Annotated in this window: 6 protein-coding genes; all 6 read left to right on the plus strand. The window is 29.9% G+C overall.

Annotated elements, in window-relative coordinates; all coding sequences use genetic code 4:
* Window positions 1–25: 25 nt before the first annotated feature.
* A complete protein-coding gene (gene metK, locus ACR82Z_RS02895) occupies window positions 26–1150 on the plus strand; it encodes a methionine adenosyltransferase (protein ID WP_435128535.1) in 1125 nt (374 codons plus the stop codon).
* Between the two features lie 48 nt (window positions 1151–1198).
* Complete coding sequence (obgE, locus tag ACR82Z_RS02900) at window positions 1199–2464, plus strand: GTPase ObgE (RefSeq protein WP_435128538.1); 1266 nt, start codon at window positions 1199–1201, stop codon at window positions 2462–2464.
* Window positions 2465–2472: 8 nt separating this feature from the next.
* On the plus strand, window positions 2473–4263 hold the full coding sequence (locus ACR82Z_RS02905) for an ABC transporter ATP-binding protein (RefSeq protein WP_435128541.1): 1791 nt from the start codon (window positions 2473–2475) through the stop codon (window positions 4261–4263).
* Between the two features lie 8 nt (window positions 4264–4271).
* On the plus strand, window positions 4272–6197 hold the full coding sequence (locus tag ACR82Z_RS02910) for an ABC transporter ATP-binding protein (protein ID WP_435128544.1): 1926 nt from the start codon (window positions 4272–4274) through the stop codon (window positions 6195–6197).
* A 369-nt stretch (window positions 6198–6566) separates the two neighbouring features.
* A complete protein-coding gene (locus ACR82Z_RS02915) occupies window positions 6567–18845 on the plus strand; it encodes a hypothetical protein (protein ID WP_435128547.1) in 12279 nt (4092 codons plus the stop codon).
* A gap of 140 nt (window positions 18846–18985) precedes the next feature.
* A complete protein-coding gene (locus tag ACR82Z_RS02920; protein WP_435128362.1) occupies window positions 18986–19108 on the plus strand; it encodes a hypothetical protein in 123 nt (40 codons plus the stop codon).
* The last annotated feature ends 103 nt before the right edge of the window (window positions 19109–19211 follow it).

The following is a 19211-nucleotide window of genomic DNA, read 5'->3' on the forward strand; positions in this document are numbered from 1 at the left end:
TTTAACTAATAAGGAGTTTTTTTATATGAGAAAATTATTTACCAGCGAATCAGTTGGAAGAGGACATCCAGATAAAGTCTGTGATCAAATTTCAGATGCTATTTTGGATGCTTATTTAACCTTAGATCCATATGCTAAAGTTGCAGTCGAAACAATGGCGAGTGGACACAACATCTTTATAGCAGGGGAAGTTAAAGCAACTGCTGATATTGATGTTATTGAAATTGCTAAAAATATCTTAAAATCCTTAGGATATTACACTAACGAAACAAGTTTTATCACAGACATCCGACATCAAAGTCCCGACATCGCTCAAGGAGTTGAATTAGGTGATGAAATCGGAGCAGGCGATCAAGGGATAATGTTTGGTTATGCAACTAACGAAACCGATGTTTATATGCCACTTGCGATTACAGTTGCACATGAACTTGTCAGGGTGGCTGAAAAACTTAGAGTTAGCGGAGATTTTGTATGAGCAAAAGCTGATATGAAATCGCAAGTTACCTTAGATTACAGCGATCCTAAACATACAAGCGTTGATACAGTTTTATTAAGCATTCAACATTCAAGTAAGTATGTTGAATCCGAATTTAAAGATTATATAGTGCAAAAAATCATTTTGCCAACATTACAAAAATTTAATTTAGATGCTCCAAAACACATCCTAATTAACCCAACCGGACAATTTATTATCGGTGGACCTATTGGGGATACTGGCTTAACAGGACGTAAAATCATTGTTGATACCTACGGTGGAGCATCGCGACATGGTGGTGGAGCTTTTAGTGGTAAGGATGCTACCAAAGTTGACAGATCTGCTGCATATGCTGCTCGATGAGTGGCAAAAAATGTTGTTGCAGCCGGTTTAGCAGATAAAGTTGAAATTCAAATTGCTTATTCTATTGGAATAGCAAAACCTATTTCGGTTATGGTTGAAACATTCGGGAGCGAAAAAATCGCTAAAGAAAAAATTGAAAATGCAATTATTAATACCTTTAATCTCACACCAAAAGCAATTATCGAAGCACTTGGTTTAAGAAAACCGATTTATGCAAAAACTGCATATTTTGGACACTTTGGTAGAAATGATATTGATCTACCATGAGAGCAACTTAATAAAGTTGAAGAATTAAAACAATATTTAAAATAATTACCTAAGTTGACACTTTAAAAGACTATAATATTAAGAAAGGATTTTATGGCAAAGTTTATCGATGAAGTTAGCATATTATTGCAAGCTGGTAAAGGTGGAGATGGGATGATCTCTTTTCGTCGTGAGGCGCATGTTGATAAAGGTGGCCCAGATGGAGGCGATGGAGGTCGTGGAGGAAACATCTATTTTGTTGGTGATTTAGGTAAAAACACCTTGCTTAGATTTTACAAAAACAAGCATATTACAGCAGAAGATGGTGTCAAGGGTGGCCCAAAAAATCTTTACGGTGCTAATGCTAAAGATACTTATGTCAAAGTTCCAATAGGAACCTTGGTATATAACGGGACGAAATTAATTGCTGATGTTATCAAAGCTGATCAAGCATATTTGGTAGCAAAAGGTGGAAAAGGTGGTCGTGGTAATAACAAGTTTAAAACCGCTAAAAACACAGCACCTAGAATTGCTGAAAACGGTATGCCTGGAGAAAAATACCAAGCACATATAGTCTTAAAAATTCTTTCTGATGTCGGTGTGGTAGGTAAGCCTTCAGCAGGTAAATCAACATTTTTAAATTCTATTTCAAATGCACATGCAAAAGTTGCAGAATATGAATTTACAACCTTAGTACCACAATTAGGAATGGTGCAATTTCATCAAAACTCTTTTACCGTTGCTGATTTACCTGGTTTAATTCAAGGTGCCGCATTAGGTAAAGGACTTGGAATTCAATTTTTAAAACACATCGAAAGATGTAAAGTCATCGCACATATTATTGATTTTGGTTTAGAAGATAAAAACCCGATTTTAGACTATGAAACTATTAATAACGAACTAAAATCATATAATTTAAAACTTGAATCAAAACCACAATTAGTTATAGCCAATAAATCTGATTTAGATGCTTTTAATGCACATTTAAAAGCATTTAAGAATAAATATCCTGATGTTAAAGTTATTTCGATATCTGCAATTTTTCATCATAACTTAGAAGCTGTTAAAGCTGCTTTATGAGAACTTATTTCAACTACTCAATTTCAAACAATTACTGAAGAAAATGATTCAGTAAAAGTTATAACTTATGAACCAGATTTTATTGTAAAAAATCCTTACAAAGGATACTTTGATGTCAGTGGAAAGAAAGTTGAAGAACTTTATTATAAAATTCCTATTAACACTTATGATAACTTAGTTCGCTTTAATAACATCCTTAAAAAAATCGGTGTATGAGATGAACTAATTCGTCGCAACATCCAAAAAGGTGACATCGTTACAATTTATGGTTTTGAATTTGAATGAGATGATCAAGAATAGGAGGTAATATGATATCTATGTTTAAGATTCTCCCGAAAAATCTGAAGAATCGGATTTGATTTGGAGTATCTTTAATCTTATTAAATGTAATTATAACAATGTTTATTCCAATTTTTATTGCTCAATTTTTACCTCTGTTGATTAATAAAAGTGGAACATATCACATTGTACTTTTCAATCATATAATTTATCAATCTACAAATTTTTCTAATACATTAGGACTACTTTTAGGTGTTACCTTAGGATTAATCGCTTTTTCTTCTTTTGTATCAATGATGGGTCTTTTAATCATTGTCTGATCAGGAGAAAGAGCATCAAATTTTTATCGCGATAAACTGTTTGCTAAATACCAAAAGTTATCATTAAAAGAAATTGCACAAATTACACCAGAAAGTCTTATCACTCGAATCAACGACGATGTTGCAGTCTTTTGAGAGTTTTTAGTTGGAGCAAGCACTACCTTAGTTAAAGCTCCTTTTTATATCATTGCTGGTTTAGTTTTTGCATTTTTAACTGATGTTCCTTTAACTTGAGCAATTATTGCTGTAATTCCTTTGCTAGTTTTTGTAATGTATTTTATCTTTAAATTTGTTCGACCATTAATTGCACAAAACCGTAAAAACTTGGATGCAATAACTAAAGAATCTGATGAAAACATCCTTGGAATCAGATTTATTAAAGCATATAACCTGCAAGAGCAACAATATAGCAAATATGAAAGTGCAACTAATAAATGAAAAGTTAATGAACGTGGAATTTTTTCACTCTTTTCATTAGCGATGCCGGCTTTTTTCTTTATTACTAACTTAATAATCATTATTATTTATGCTGTCGCATTTGTGACAATTCAAAAAAATCCAAATACAAATATCCCACAATTAATTGCTAAAATTAATACATTTATTGAATATGAATTTATTATCGCACTTGGTATTAGTAGTTTTAGTCAATTTTTAGGTACTTTTTTCCGTGCTCGTGTTTCTGCTAAAAGAATTTCATATGTGTTCAACTTCAAAAGTTCGGATAAAGTATTTCAAACACATCTTAATACAAACAACGATAAAAACAGCTACAGCATTGAATTTAAAAACTTGAATTTTAAATATTTTCAAACATCTGAAGATTATGTATTAAAAGATATTAATTTTAAAATTGATGCTGGTCAAACCTTAGGAATTATTGGACCAACTGGTGCTGGAAAATCTACCTTAGCAAACTTATTGATTAAAAATATGCAATATACAGACGGAAATATTTTAATTGATAACCAAGAAGTTAATAACCTTGATACCAACCAAATCCGAAAAGATGTTGGGATTGTATATCAAGATGCTTTACTTTATTCAGGTAGCATTAAATCCAATCTACTTTTTGCTAAAGAAGATGCAACTGAAATACAAATTCAAAAAGCGCTCGATTCTTCATGTGCAAACGAATTTGTTAATTCGTTTGCAGATAAACTTGATCATATTGTAGGACAACGTGGTAAAAACTTATCCGGTGGACAAAAACAACGTCTTTCGATTGCTCGAACCTTATTAATTGAACCAAAAATATTAATTTTAGATGATTCTACCAGTGCTTTAGATAACATTACCACTAAAAACCTAATTCATAATTTATCAACCAATTATCAAACCACCAATATTATCATTTCACAAAAAATTAATTCCATCAAGCATGCTGATAAAATTATCGTTTTAGATAAAGGTAGAATCATTGGACAAGGCAGTCACGATGAACTGCTACAAACATGCCAATGATATGCTGATGTTAACTTTAACCAATTACAACAATAAGGAGCATAATGACTAAACATTCAAATTGACGTGCTTTTAAGGTTTGAATTTCTTTTATTAAAGAAGATAGAACTATTATTTATTGAGCATTATTGTTTTCTGTTTTAAATGCATCGGCTTATATTGGTGGCAGTTTTTTAATCGGATTTATTATTAACCGCTTTTTTGAACCACTAGCAAAAGGTAATATCGCTTTTGAAAATATTTCTATCACACAGTTTGCTTTGACTCTTGCTGGATTAGGTGGATGTTATTTAATATATGCCATTTTTCGTTATTTAGAAAATAGCATTTATGCTAAGGTTGCCTTTTATGCAGCGGCAAGGGTGAGAAACAAATTAATGCATTCGCTGTTAGAAATGCCCATTGGTTATTATGATAATAATAAAACTGGGGACCTTATTTCAAGCTTAATTGTTGATTGCAATAACATCGCTTTATCGCTTTATCAAGGGCTAACCCAAGTTATTAATGCGATATTTAACATCTCGATTGCTATTATTGTTATGTCAATGGTATCTGTTTATTTAACATTAATTGTTGTTCCGTTTTCACTTTTGATGTTTGCATCGGTTGCAATTGTAATTAGACGTTCACAACCATACTTTATCAAAGTTCAAGAAGCATTTGGAGAACTTAACTCTTTTGTCGAAGAAATGTTAGCAAATACCAAGGTTACAAATGCATTTAACCGTCAAGAATTAATTAATAGTGAGTTAAAAAAGATAACCAAAAAAATTCGTCAAATTGCTTTTCGAGGTGATTTAATTACCAAGAGTCTTGAAACTATTTATTATGTGATTTCAAACTTAATTATCTTAATTATTACAGCCATTTCAGCAGTATTTTATTTATTTTCAGTCCCTGTTTTAGGTGTACCTGGGTTAGGTGCAGGGGTGGATGGAAAAGCAACTGCTGCATTAATTTTTACTTATACATCATTGAATTGAAACTTTATGGGACCTTTTCAAGCGGTATTAGGAACTGTATTTCAAACACAAGTTGGAATTGCAGCAACTACCAGAGTTATTCGCATTTTAGATGCACCAATTGAATCGCATCAAAATGAAAAAATCCGCATTGTTAAAATAAGATTTGATCAAAATGAGCAAAAATTCATTGAGACTAACACAAATGATCCATACGCGTTTGCAGCATATAAATATAATCAAAACAATACCGATAGTTATGCATCAGTGAAAGGGGAAGTTGTTTTTGATAATGTTTTCTTTAAATATAATCCAAATTCTTCTAATTACCAACTTAAAGGAGCTTCCTTTAAGGCTGAGCAAGGAAAAGTGATTGCGATTGTAGGACCAACTGGTGCTGGTAAAACCACAATTATTAACTTAATTTCAAAATACTATGACTACCAACAAGGAAGCATTAAAATCGATGGAAATGAGCTAAAGGAAATCAATTCAAAAGACTTGAAAGACATCTTAACTATTGTGCTACAAGATTCATTTTTATTCAATGAAACTATTTTAGCAAATCTTAAAATGACCAATCCAAATGCAAGTATGGAACAAATTGAACAAGCAACCCAAATGACACAAGCACACCACTTTATCCAAAATATGGAAAAAGGATATCAAACACAAATTGAACATAACGGAATGAATATTTCGCAAGGTCAAAGACAACTGCTATCTTTATCGCGAGCAATTTTATCAAATCGTAATATTTTAATTTTGGATGAAGCTACTTCTAATATTGATTCAAGTACTGAGCAGATTGTTCAAAAAGCAATGCTGCATCTGATGCAATATAAAACTTCATTTATTATTGCTCATAGACTTAGCACCATTAAACATGCTGATTTGATATTAGTAGTAAATGACGGAGAGATTATTGAAAGTGGAACACACGAAGAACTTCTAAATGCAAAAGGCTTTTATAATAATCTATATCGATCACAATTTAGTAACTAACACAACCTGTGGTTGTGTTTTTAATAATGTTTGTTTATACTAAAATTTGATATCATTTATCTGAGTTAATTTTTGTTTATTAACAACTTTATTAACAAGTAAAATCAATATCTTTGCTTGTTTTTAAAATACACAACATAAGCATTTTTAGATTTTGACATTCTTAAAAAATTAACTTTTTACTTGAATTTATAGCACTAAAAAATTTTTTACCATATATATATATATATATATATATATATAAGAGAGTATAATTTTATTCTATGAATTTATTGTGTGTTTTTTTGTTATAAAATTTTTATACAGTCAACATATATAAAAATAACAAAAACTACAAAATTAAATAAGTAAAATATAAAGGAAGAAATTATGACTAACAAAAGAAAAGGAATAATTTTTGTTTCATCTGCTGCAGTTGCTGCTACAACTGTCACAGGACTAACAATAGGAATTTTATATGATCGCAAACAAGCAAGTGATCAATATAAAACCTTATATAATAAAACTTTAAATGATATAAAAAGGGTAAATATTTCTGATGAAACTAAGAGGCTGCTTTTTGCAGATTTATCTAAATTACCAACTACATATAAGACCCCAAGACAATTTGAATATCTTGCAGAAATAAATAAGAAAATCACCGATGCAGCAGTTAATTCAGTAAATAACAAGTTAAATGAACTTGTGAATTTTGATTCTAAGGTTACTACTTTTACCAATCTTGATGATTTGATTACATTCAACGATGCTCTTGATAAATTACTTGAATTCGATAAATTACTTCCAAAACTTAATGATTCTAAGGATAAGGATGAACTTATTGCTCAGGCTGCACAAGCAACCAAACCAGAGCAAGTAGAACCTTTAATTGATCGTCTTAAAGAATTAATTGATAAACAAGCAAAAGAGTTAGCAAAACTAAAAGAAAGCGTTGATGCTAAGATTGCTAAACTTCCATCAGTAATACAAGATAACTTTTTAGATTTACGTGCTAGAGCAGGGGATGATAAAGAAAAATTACATGAGTTATCTACTTTATTAGATAAAACTCAGTTAGTTGCTGATAAAGCAAAAGAAATTCAAAATATCTACCAAAGGGATGATGTATATCAAGATATGACTACATTAGCTCCAGGTGATGAACTACCTGGTGGACAACTTGATACCATTAATAAAAAAGTAGATGAAATCTTAGATTCAGAAGAAAACCGTGATTTAGAAGACTTAAGAAAACAAGTACATGAGTTAAATAATGTTCTTGATGATGAAGCTGCTAAAAAAGATTTTTCAGATAAAATTGATAAAGCTGGAAACATCCCAGAACTTGTTGATATCCAAAAACAAATAGAAAATAAACTTAGAGCAATTTCTGGGGTTGAAGGATTGTTAAATTCTAAAAAGAAAATTTTAAAAGACAGAGTTAATAATTCAAATTTACCTGAAATTATTAAACAAAGATATCTCGATGATATCGATAATGCTAACCTTTTATCAGATTTAGATAACATCGAAACTGAATTAAAAGGTGTTTTAGCAATCGAAGATGCTAGAAATGCTGCACGTGCTCAAATTGAAGCACTGAATAATCCACCTAGAAATGAACTTTTAAATGAACTTAATAATGCTAATACTCTAGAAGATATTAATAAGGTAGGACAAAAAGCACTTGATTTGTTAAATGTTGCTAAAAAAGAAGCCAGAACCAAAATTCGTTTACTAGATGGTGATTATGATAATAAAAACCGTTTAGATGTTGCGCTTGTTGATGCTAAAACACAAAAAGATGTAGTTGATTTAGAATTAGAAGCAGAACGTATTTTCCGAAAAATTAAAGATAACACCCAAGATGATATCAATAAAATCGATCCTAATGGTGAATTTAGTCAATTTAAAAAAGAACTACAAAACAAACTTACTGATTTAAATAATAATCCTAATGCTATAGCAAAAGACTATTTAGACTTATCTAAAAAAGCTAACACAGTTAATAACTATGAAGAAGCTAAAAAGCGTGCTAAGGAATATTACAATAAATTAGATGATGAAAACAAAGCCAAAGTGGCTAAAGAATATAACACCATAAATTCAGCACAATTCGATCCTGAAAAACTTTTTGATCCTAATGACAAAACCACTAATCAAGCCTTTAAAGCAGTTTTAGATGCTAAGGAAAAAATTGAAGATATTTATAACTTCCAAGAAAACAAAAAAATAGCACAAGCCGGAATCGATCAAATTGAAAATACTACTAAAAAAGCAGAATTTAAAGATCGTTTATTAAAAGTAACTAACAATGCTGAATTAGCAGGATTAATTTCAGATATTAAAAACTACCACAAACTTGAATCAGATAATAAACTTACCAACGGACAACTTGAATATATTATTAATAAATACATCAAAGATCCTAAGAAGAAAGCAGAATTATTAAATAACCTTAAAAATGCTACAAGTGATTCAAACGGAAAGACAATTGATAATCAAAATACCATTTTTGATAATCTTTCTAAAATCCGTAATGAAATTACTAATAGTATTGATGCACAAAACCAACTTGATTCACAAAAAGAACAAATTGGTGCTTTAATTGATCGAATTAGCGATCCTGCTAAAAAACTTGCTTTTCGTGATAAATTAGTTGATGTCAATGATTCAAATGCTGCAAACGATTTATTAGGTTCAATTGATAATCAAATTAAATTACAAAACGAACAATCACATTTAAACAACCTAGCTGATAATATCATCGATCCAAAAGCAAAACAAGAGTTTTTAAACAAAATAAATTCACTGCCTGATGCTGCTTCTGGCGCTGCTTTAGCAGAGCAAATTAATAAATCCTTAGCAGACCAAGATGCAGCACTAGCGGCTGCCAAAACTGCTGCTAAAGATAAATTAGGTTTATTATCGAATGCTAATCCAAAAAAACTAGATTTATATAACCAACTTTCTAATGCTAAAACACCACAAGAAATTAAAACTATTTCTGATCAAGTTGATTCATATATTAACGAACTTAAAGATCAAGCTAAAAAAGCTATTGCTCGCACCGAAGGTGGATTAACTGAATATAACGGAGATTTAAAGCAAAATTTAGAATCTTCTTTTGGTGCATCACAAGTTGAAGCCGCTATCCAAAATGTTATTGATCAAGCCAACAAAGCATTCTCGGATGTGCATGATAAAGTTATTGATACTTTAGATGGAGATGGAAGTGCAGCAAATCCTGGTCTTAAAGATACTGACAAAAAAGCTAAATATGCACAAGATATCATCAATTCAAATACCATTAAAGACTTAAATAATGTTTTAGACAAAATTAATAAATCTATTGCATATGAACACGCTCATGATGCTGCTGATGCACAACTACAAAATGTACAAGATCCACAAAAAGCTGCTGAATTAACCAAGGAACTAGAAGCAACCAAAGCCAATGAAGATACTCCGGGTGCAAATGCAATTTTAGATAAAATTAACCAACAAATAGAATCAGAACACAATGAAATTGCTAATTTAGTAGCACAAACCAAAGAACAAATCAAGAAATTATATAAACCAGAAAATATCGACTTATTCAATAAACGTGCAAATAAACCTGACTTAGGTTTATTAGATGCTCGTGATATGCTTAAAACCATCAAAAATACCATTGCTTTAGAACAAGATGAATTAGCTAACAAAAAAACACAAGCTCGTAAAGATACACAAGTTCGTTTATTAGCAGGCCCAAAACTTGATGAATTTAAAGAAAAAATCCAAGCTGCACAATCTCAAGTAGCTGTTGATGGTGTTATTAAAGAAGTTGATGCATATTTACAATCTTTAAAAGATGATGCTAAAGCACAAGCGTTAAAACTTAACGACAACGAAGGTCTTATCCATGATATTGATGCTGCAACAACACAAGCAGCTATTGCTGCAGCTAAACAAACCGCAATTACTCGTTTAAACGATGCTAAAGCACAAGTATCAAATCGAATCGATGATGTAATTAATGTTGTTGCTGCTGATAATAAAGCATTAAAAGATGCTTTAGTTGCTGCTGATAATCAAACACAAATTAATCAAGTAAATAATGACATTGATGCTAAGTTAGCTGCTTATAATGCCGATACTAAAGCCGATGTAGCCCGTTTGAACAACCCCGACGCTGATCACATCGTAACTTCCGGACACTGAACTACCCAATCCATTTCAAAACAACAACGTGATCGTGTTTCAGATAAAATAAATTCTAGACTTTCAGAATATGATGCTACCCTCGCTAAATTAGTCGGTGATAATACAATGCATAAAAAATATGCTGATATTAAAGCGGCTATGGATACATCAAAAGTTAAAGAACAACAAATTCTTGACTATATTTCCGAAATGAATGCTGCTTTTGAAGGACAAAAACAAAATGATTTAGGATTACTTTCATCCGTTACAAACAACGAACAAAAAAGTGTCTTGAATCAAATGGTTAATACTGCAGCAACCATTCAAGATTTAAACGATGCTAAAACTGCAATCCAATTACAAATTCATAAAGAAGCAGTTTTAGCAACCTTAGATTCTAAAAAACTTTTCCCTGAACAAAAGACTTCATTTAATGTATCAATCAATGGAGCACAAAGCGAAGATGCCTTAAATCAAGTAATCAAGGACTTGAAAGCCAAGGATGCATATAACCGTGCTTTACAACCACAAATTAATGCTGCAACTGCTGCTAATAATAATATTGACTTAGATGAATCGAAAGCAACCAAAGATGAATATGCACAATTAATCAATGATGCACGAAGCAACGAGGATGTTGCTGCTGTTATGGCTAAAATCAAAGCATTCTTAGATGCTAAAAAGGCTGAAGCAAAAACTCAAGTTGATAAACTTACTGGTAGACAATCTAGAGAAACTGAACAAGGTAATCTTGATAGTACCCAAAGTGAAAGTGGATATAAACAAATTAAAGATGCAGCTGCTAAAATCTTCTCAGATGAACAAGCTGACTTAAAAAAACTATTAAATGGATATACATATACTGATAATAATCAAAAAGTTCAAAGTGTAACAGGGGTAAGTGATCAAAATTTTAAAGATGCTGCAATAAAAGCAATTGATAATGCTGCTAATATGGGAGAGTTAGATGCACAACGCATTAAAATCAATAACCAAAAGACTCGTGAAGGTATTCAAAAATTAATTGATACGATTCAAGAAAGCACTGAAAAAGCAAAACTCCAAAATGATTTAAATCAAGCCCAAAATGCAGAAAGTTTACAAAACGTCGAAACTAATGTTAATAATAAACTTACAGATCAAAGCAATCAAGTTACTGCTTTAAAAGCACAAGTTAAAGAAAAATTAAATGTTTTAAATAGTTCTAATTCTGTAAGAACCGAAATTGAAAAAACTATTGATAGCCAAACTCAAATCTCTAAACTAAAAGAAGATTCACAAAAAATTGATACTGAACTAAAACGCATTCGCGATGATGTACAAAAAGAAATTTCTCAAAAGATTCAACCTACTAATCGAAATAATGAAAATCCTGGTCATCTTAATAAGTATAACGAACTTCAAGAACAAGTTAAAAATGCTCGAACTGATGAAGATTTATTAAGAATTAAAAATACTATTATCCCAGATTACCTTAAATCAGTTGTTGCTCAATATAAAAGTAAAATTGATAGCAGTTTAGATGCAAACGATGCAAAAGAATTGGATATAAAACTGCAAACAGCTGAAAAATTTGTTCCTACTGCAGCAACTCAAGGTTCTGGGGGTTCACAAAGTGGTTCAACAATACCTGGAAGTGGGTCTACCAGTTCAACTACCCCTGCTACCAAAGATTTATCTACTGTCAACCAAATTGATGATGTTCTAAAACAAGCTCAAGATAAATTAAAACAAAATGCAGAAACCCTTTACAATAAAGTTGAAGATGCTAGCAAAAAAGCAGAATTTACCAAAGAATTAAATGATGCATATAATCAAACTAATACCGGTTCAGTATTTGTTAATAAACTTGAAAAGATTAAAGAAGTTTATGACAAGATTCAAACACAAAGACAACTTGAAGAAACTAACTTAAAAAATCTGAAAGCACAAATTACTAACCAAATTAATGCATCACTTAATGATTCTGCTAAAAAGACTGAATTAGAAAATGAATTAAAATCTGCAGATACATCTGCTAAAGCAAATGATGTTAAAACAAAAGTAGAAAAAGAAATTACCGATGCTAAAACTACAGCAACAGCAGTAATTGAAAAATTAAAAGGTAATAACAGATACGATAATTTAAAACAAAGACTTGACCAAAGTAATGATTTAAATAACATCAATACCATCCAAGCTGAAGCAAACAAAGTTTTAAATGACTATAAAAATGAAGTTACTGCTGCGATTAATCAAGTTGAAGATAATTCTACTAAAACCACATTAAAAAATGAAGCAAATGATACCAGCAAACAAACATATACTGAATTATCTAACATCAAAAACAAAGCACAAATCAAGCACAAACAAGAACAAATTACTAAAGAAATTAATCAATTATGAGACAAAGGTAATTACCAAAATCAAGTTAACGCCTCTGATGTTACCTTAGACAAATTAAACAACATCGAATCACAAGTTCAAGCTGCTAAACGCAATCAAGATACTCAATTAGCACAAGCTAAAACTGAGGCTAAACAATATATTGATAAAGCAAGCAAAGCAAATGAATATAATAACGAGCTACAAAATGCTACTACCTTAGATGCTGTTAAAACTGTTAAAGATAAAGCGATTAAAGATGTTGAAACTGCTAAGAATGCTGCTTTAGCTGAACTAAATAAACTACAAGGTTCTCCAGATTATAATACCTATAATCAACTTATCAACGATACATCTAAAACAGAAAGTGCTTTAAATCAACTTAAAACTAATGTTGAACAAAAAATATCACAAGCTCGCACTGATGCTGAAAATGCTATTAATGCTACATCTGCATCTAATAAAGCAGAATTAATTAAAGAATTAAAGGATGCATCTAAAACAGATACATATGCAAAAATTAAATCACTTGAATATGCTGCTAAGGTTCAAGAAAAAGCCGATCCAATTAAAACAAGTATTTCAAGCATTTTATCAAGAGACCAAAGTCCATATACTACTCGATTAAATAAAATCACTTATACTCATCCTACATCTGAAGCAGATATGAATCAGAAACTTAATGAACTTAATCAATTATCTGCTGATGTAACTACAAAAAACCGTGAACAAACCGTTGCAATCCAGTCTGCTTTACAAGCATTTAATCAACAAGTAGATAAAATTGATGTATCGACTGATAAAAAGAATGAATTTAAAAACCAAGCAGGAAGCAGTGATCCACAAACTATTAAAAATGCTGAAAATAAAGTTACTGAATATCTAAATTCTAAACAACAAGAAATTAATAATTTACTAAATAAATTTATTCCAGTGAATGAAAACGGAAACAACCGTAAACAATTTGAAAATGATTTAAAAGGTGCTCACAAAGAATCTGAATATAATGCTTTAAAAACAAAAATTGAAGCTAAATTTAACGATATAAAAGCAAAGGCTGAAGCTGCAAACAAAATCTTTGGTAATGAAAAAGATTCAGAATTTAATACTGCTAAAACAACTGATACCGAAAAAGCATATACAGATTTTACTAACAAAATAAACCAAGAATTTAGCACCCTTAAAGATCAAACCAAAGCTTCTTTGGATGATATCACTAATACTTCTGAAAAAGCAAAATTACAACAACAAATTGATTCAGCACCTACTAAAGCAAAAATCGAAGAAATCAAAACTCAGATACAATTGCAAAAAGATAAAGAATCTGCACTAAACGAAGCAAATAAACTTTCAGATTCTAATGCTCAAAAACAAACTATTATTAATGCTATAAATAATGCTACTACATCTGATGCTGTAAATACTCAAAAAACTACTGCAACAAATGTTTTAAAAACTATTAAAGATAAAGCAACTGCGGATTTAAATAAAATTACTGGTGATGTAGCACATGTGCAAGCGCAACAAAACTTACAAAATGCTACCACCGAAGATCAAATTAAAGCAGTTGAAAACACTATTGCAACAACTCTTGCAAATAAGAAAAACGAAGTTCAAAATGAAATCAATCAACTTAGTTCAAATCCTTCAAGTCTTTCTACAACTGGTAAAGACACCATTAGTGATTTAAATAATTTAAAGAAACAAGTTATTGAAGAAGCTAAAAAACAAGCAAAAACTGAAGTAGATAAAATTGCTACAAATAATTCTGAAAAAACTAAGTTAGAAACACAACTTAATAATGTTGCATCAGTTGCACAAGCTAATGAAATCAAAAAACAAGCTATTGCTCAACAAAGTCATGACCAAGCACTTGCTAGTGCTAAAAATAATGCTTTACAAATAGTTAATAAATTAGCAGATACAAATAACAAAAAGAATGAATTAAAAAATGCAATAAATGCAGCAACTGATCCTTCCGTCGCACAAGCAAAGGGTCAAGAAGCACAAACTATTTTAAATAATCTAAATAATGAATTCACCAAAACTAAAAACCGTTTTGATGCTAATTCAACAGATTCAGTGTTTGTGGCCAACCAACATCCTGCTGATAACGAAAAAGCAATTACTGATGCAACTGCGGCTTTAAAAAATGAATTAGCAAAAATTAAAGATAATGCTTCTGCTGCTGTTGAGAAGTTAAAAGTAAATGATAACAATTCTGAAAATAATGATTATAATCAATTAAAAGAAGCTCTTAATAAATATATTACCAATAATCAAATTAATGATCAAGCAACCGAAAGTGCTTTAAATAACATCATTAATCAAGTAAATCAAAAACTTAATAATAAAAAATCTGATGTAAAATCTCAAGTTGATGCACTAACACAATCGCAAGAAAAAACCAATTTAGAAAATCAACTTAAACAAAGTGATTTAACTAAAGATACCTTAGTAGATATTGAAAATAAAGCCAAAAGACAAAAACAAGTTGATGATACTATTGCATATATTAATAATAAAAAACTAAATTCTGATGGTGTTAATAACCAAAGTATTATCCCTGATACTGATAAAAATAACTTTATTAATCAAGCAAAAGAACCAAATGCAAATCTTGATCAAATAAAGCAAGAAGTTGATAATAAATTTAATGAAATTAAAAATTCTTTAAAAGCTGCTAAGGATGCTGCAAAAGTAGAAATAAATAAACTTCCTGTCTCACAAAGAACTAATTATCAAGTTGATTCGCTTACAAAAATAGATGATGTTAATGCTAAAAAAACACAAGCAGAGTCTGCTTTAAATACTATTCGTAATGATGTACAAACTGAAATTAATAAACTTGGTAGTTCACAAAAATCTTATTTAGAAAGCAAAAAGAATCAAGAAAACAACGACGGACAAAAATTATTAGATCTAAAAGAAGAAGCAAAACGTATTAAAACCAAATCAGATGAAGTTAGCTCTTATATCGATTCACAATTTGCAAATAATAATGCTCAAAAAACTTACTTTAAAGGTCAAGTAAATTCAACAAACGGAGATAACGAAACAAAACTAGATTCATTAAAAGCAAAAATTACTAAGGTTGCTGCTAAGGTTACTGATGTACAAAATACATTAAATTCAGCTGGATTGCCATCTAATGAAGTATCACAATTTACTACTGAACTAGGTAATGCACATGATGAAAGTACATTAGATACTTTAAAAAACAAAATCTTAGTTGCTAAGGCTAAAAATGATGCTTTAAATGAAATAAATAAATTAGATAATAATCAAAAATCAACCTTACAAAGTGAATTGACAAATAATACAACTCAAAGTGTTGATTCATATAATACAATCAAAAATAAAGCAGTACAACTTAAAAAAGATATCGATGCAGCTCAAAGTGAAATTAATAAATTACAATCTGGTAACCAAACTGATTTAAAAACTAAATTATCAAATGCTAAGGATTCATCAACTGCAACAAAAATTAAAAATGATGCAATTACTTTAAAACAACAAGTTGATGCTGCTAAATCACAAATTGATACTATTTTAAACGACAGCAAATATGCATCTAAGAAAAATGACTTAATTAACAATTCATTATATAATGCAACTGATAAAAATAGTATAGATTCTGCTGTTAATGAAGCTAAAAAGTATAAACGTGGTACAGAAATAGAAGAACTTAAAAATCAAATATCTGAATTGATAAACCGTTTAAGTGATCAAAGTAAGAAAAATGATTTTACCAATAAAAACAATGCAGTAAATAATCACGATTATGCTAATGAATCGACTTATAAAAGTGATACATCTACTTTAAATAATTTAAAAGCAGAAGTTTCAAATTATTTAAATCAAAAGAAAACTGAAGCACAAAACCAACTTAACCGTCTTAGTTCAACTGGTGCTACCAAAGTATCTAACTATGATTCATTGAAGAATTTAGTTAATTCAGTTAATACCACAGAAAGCCAATACCAACAAGTAGTTACTGATGTAAATTCAGAAATTAAAAAACTTAAAGATGATGCTTTAAAAGAAATTAATAAACTACCAAAAGAAATTATTCAATCAAATAATTTAATGGATGGTTTAGATGCTGCTAATGTAACTCAACAAACAATTGAAAATAAAAAAGCTTTAGCTATTGCACAACAAAAAAATAAGGAAAATATTGCTAATACCATTATTAAACGTCTCGATGGAATCGATGAGCAAAGTAAAAGCAAATTAGCAGATGAATTATCAAAAGCTAAAACTGATACAGAAAAGCAAGATATCATTGATAAAGCACAAGCATCATATACTAATACCATTAATGATATTAAAGATGCTTTAGGAATATCCGATATTAATCAACAAGTTAGTAGTGAAGCTAAGGATGAAACATATAAAAACATCCTACAAATTGATGATGCTAAGAAAAAAGAAATTGAAAAAGCAATATCTGATGGAGATAGTGCTAAGTTAGCAGAGATAAAAAAAGAAATTGATGCTAAGAAAAAAGAAATCGCTGATAAAGCCAAAGCAGAAGAACAAAAAAGATATAATGATGCTGTAAGCGAATCACAAAAAGCATTTAATAATCATGGATTATTAGGTACTAATAGTGGATATTCTAATATTTATACAGATGAACTAAAAAATCTTGCTGAAAGTTTAAATAAAAAGCGAGAATCAATAATAAATGATAATACTTTATCGCAAGATGAAAAAATCACTAAATTAACTGACATTGAAAAACAAGCTAATGCTATATTCATGGGTATAAAAGATCGTTTATCTCACGACTTAGAGGTAATTAAAACAAAAGATCCATCATTTTATAATAATTACAAAAAATATATTGATTCTTTTAATAGTATTAGAGATATCGATTATTCAACATATAGATATCAAGCGATCATCAATAAATACAATGAATCACAATTTAATGATCAAAAACAAAAAATTCAAAATCTAAGAAATAACCTTAAAAACATCGTCGCTCCTTTAGAAGGTGATGCAATGTATTCACAACTACTTACACAAGCAGATTCTACTACAGATAACTCATTAGTAAATAAATTCCGAAACATAGTTAAAGACAGACTTGAAAAATTACGACAAGAAGCTCTTGTTGCAGTTACTGCAAAACTTGGTGATGCAACAGCAGCTAATAATAATAATAATAATAAGCGCTCCGATTGAAATAACCGTATCAATAACAGTTCTACAAATACTTATAAAGCATTTAAAGCAATTATGGATGAAATTGATAAATATTCACCAAATTTACAAACTGATGCATATGTTGGTGAACAAGGTGATTACGATGCTAATGTTGCTAATGGTAATTTCTTTGATACCAAATCAAATCCATTATTTGGATGACAACAATTTAGATTACCAGATAATGTACAAAAACAACTTTCGAATGCTATCGCAAACTCAACTGGTGATGCAAAAATTGCAGCACAAAAGAAATTCTTAAATTATTTATTTGACTACCGTTCATTCCAAGTCTTTAAAGAATATCTATTAAACAACTTCTTTAAGGTAAATCCACAACCTCTTACTGCTGATATCACTTTTGATGTAAGTAAGAAAATTAAAGAGTGAGCACCTACCCAAATATCTGGTTTAGAAACAGGTGATTCACATATCGGATATTACTACAAAGAACTTGCTTTAAAATGATACCATTATGTAACTAGTCCACAACCTGGTAAGGATACTACAAATCAACCACAAGTTACTTTATTTACCAAAGAACAAGCAAACTTCATGATTGGAGAAGTTATGAACCCACGTGCTAAGAAGTTTGCTCGTAATGTTATTGTAGAATCAAAACGACTTACCTTTAATCAAAAAGTTAAATATTTAGACTTATTGGCTAAATCCGTTTCTAGAAATGACATCTTAACAGTGTTGAAAAAAGTAAATGCCGATGATCCAACCTTACCGACATCTATTTCACCAAACTACTCTGCTTCACATTATTGAAAATATGATGATACCGACTGAATTAGAAACAATATCCCTGGTTCAAGACTTGATCCAGCTTGACCACAACTTTATAGTATTAACACAAGTTATGGTGGAGTATATATGAACTTTGATAAAATTAAATAGGATTATAAAACTAATGCAATTTGCGTTAGTTTTATTTAAATCTGATTTAGAAAAATTTTTGTTTTGTTTGTTTTGGTACGTGAATTATTAAACAAAATTTTACTAATTACTATAGTATATAATTTTGTAAGGATTTAATAATGAACAATAACTTTGAATTATCTAATTTCGAAAAAACAAGACTGATAAATTTACAAACAGTAATGCAATTTAGTGATTTAACAATACAGAGTTTAGCAAAAAAATCGGAAAATCTCTCGTAACTGTTATTAAATATAAGAAAATTAGTATAAAAGGGAGAAGAAGTTTATTAAAAAATTTGTTCTTCATAAGAATAGAGATAACATTCATGCCTGAAAATACTCA

Origin of the sequence: Mycoplasma sp. 6243 (assembly GCF_051200785.1) — a bacterium.
In the GTDB taxonomy this organism is placed as follows: domain Bacteria; phylum Bacillota_I; class Bacilli_A; order Mycoplasmatales; family Metamycoplasmataceae; genus Mycoplasmopsis.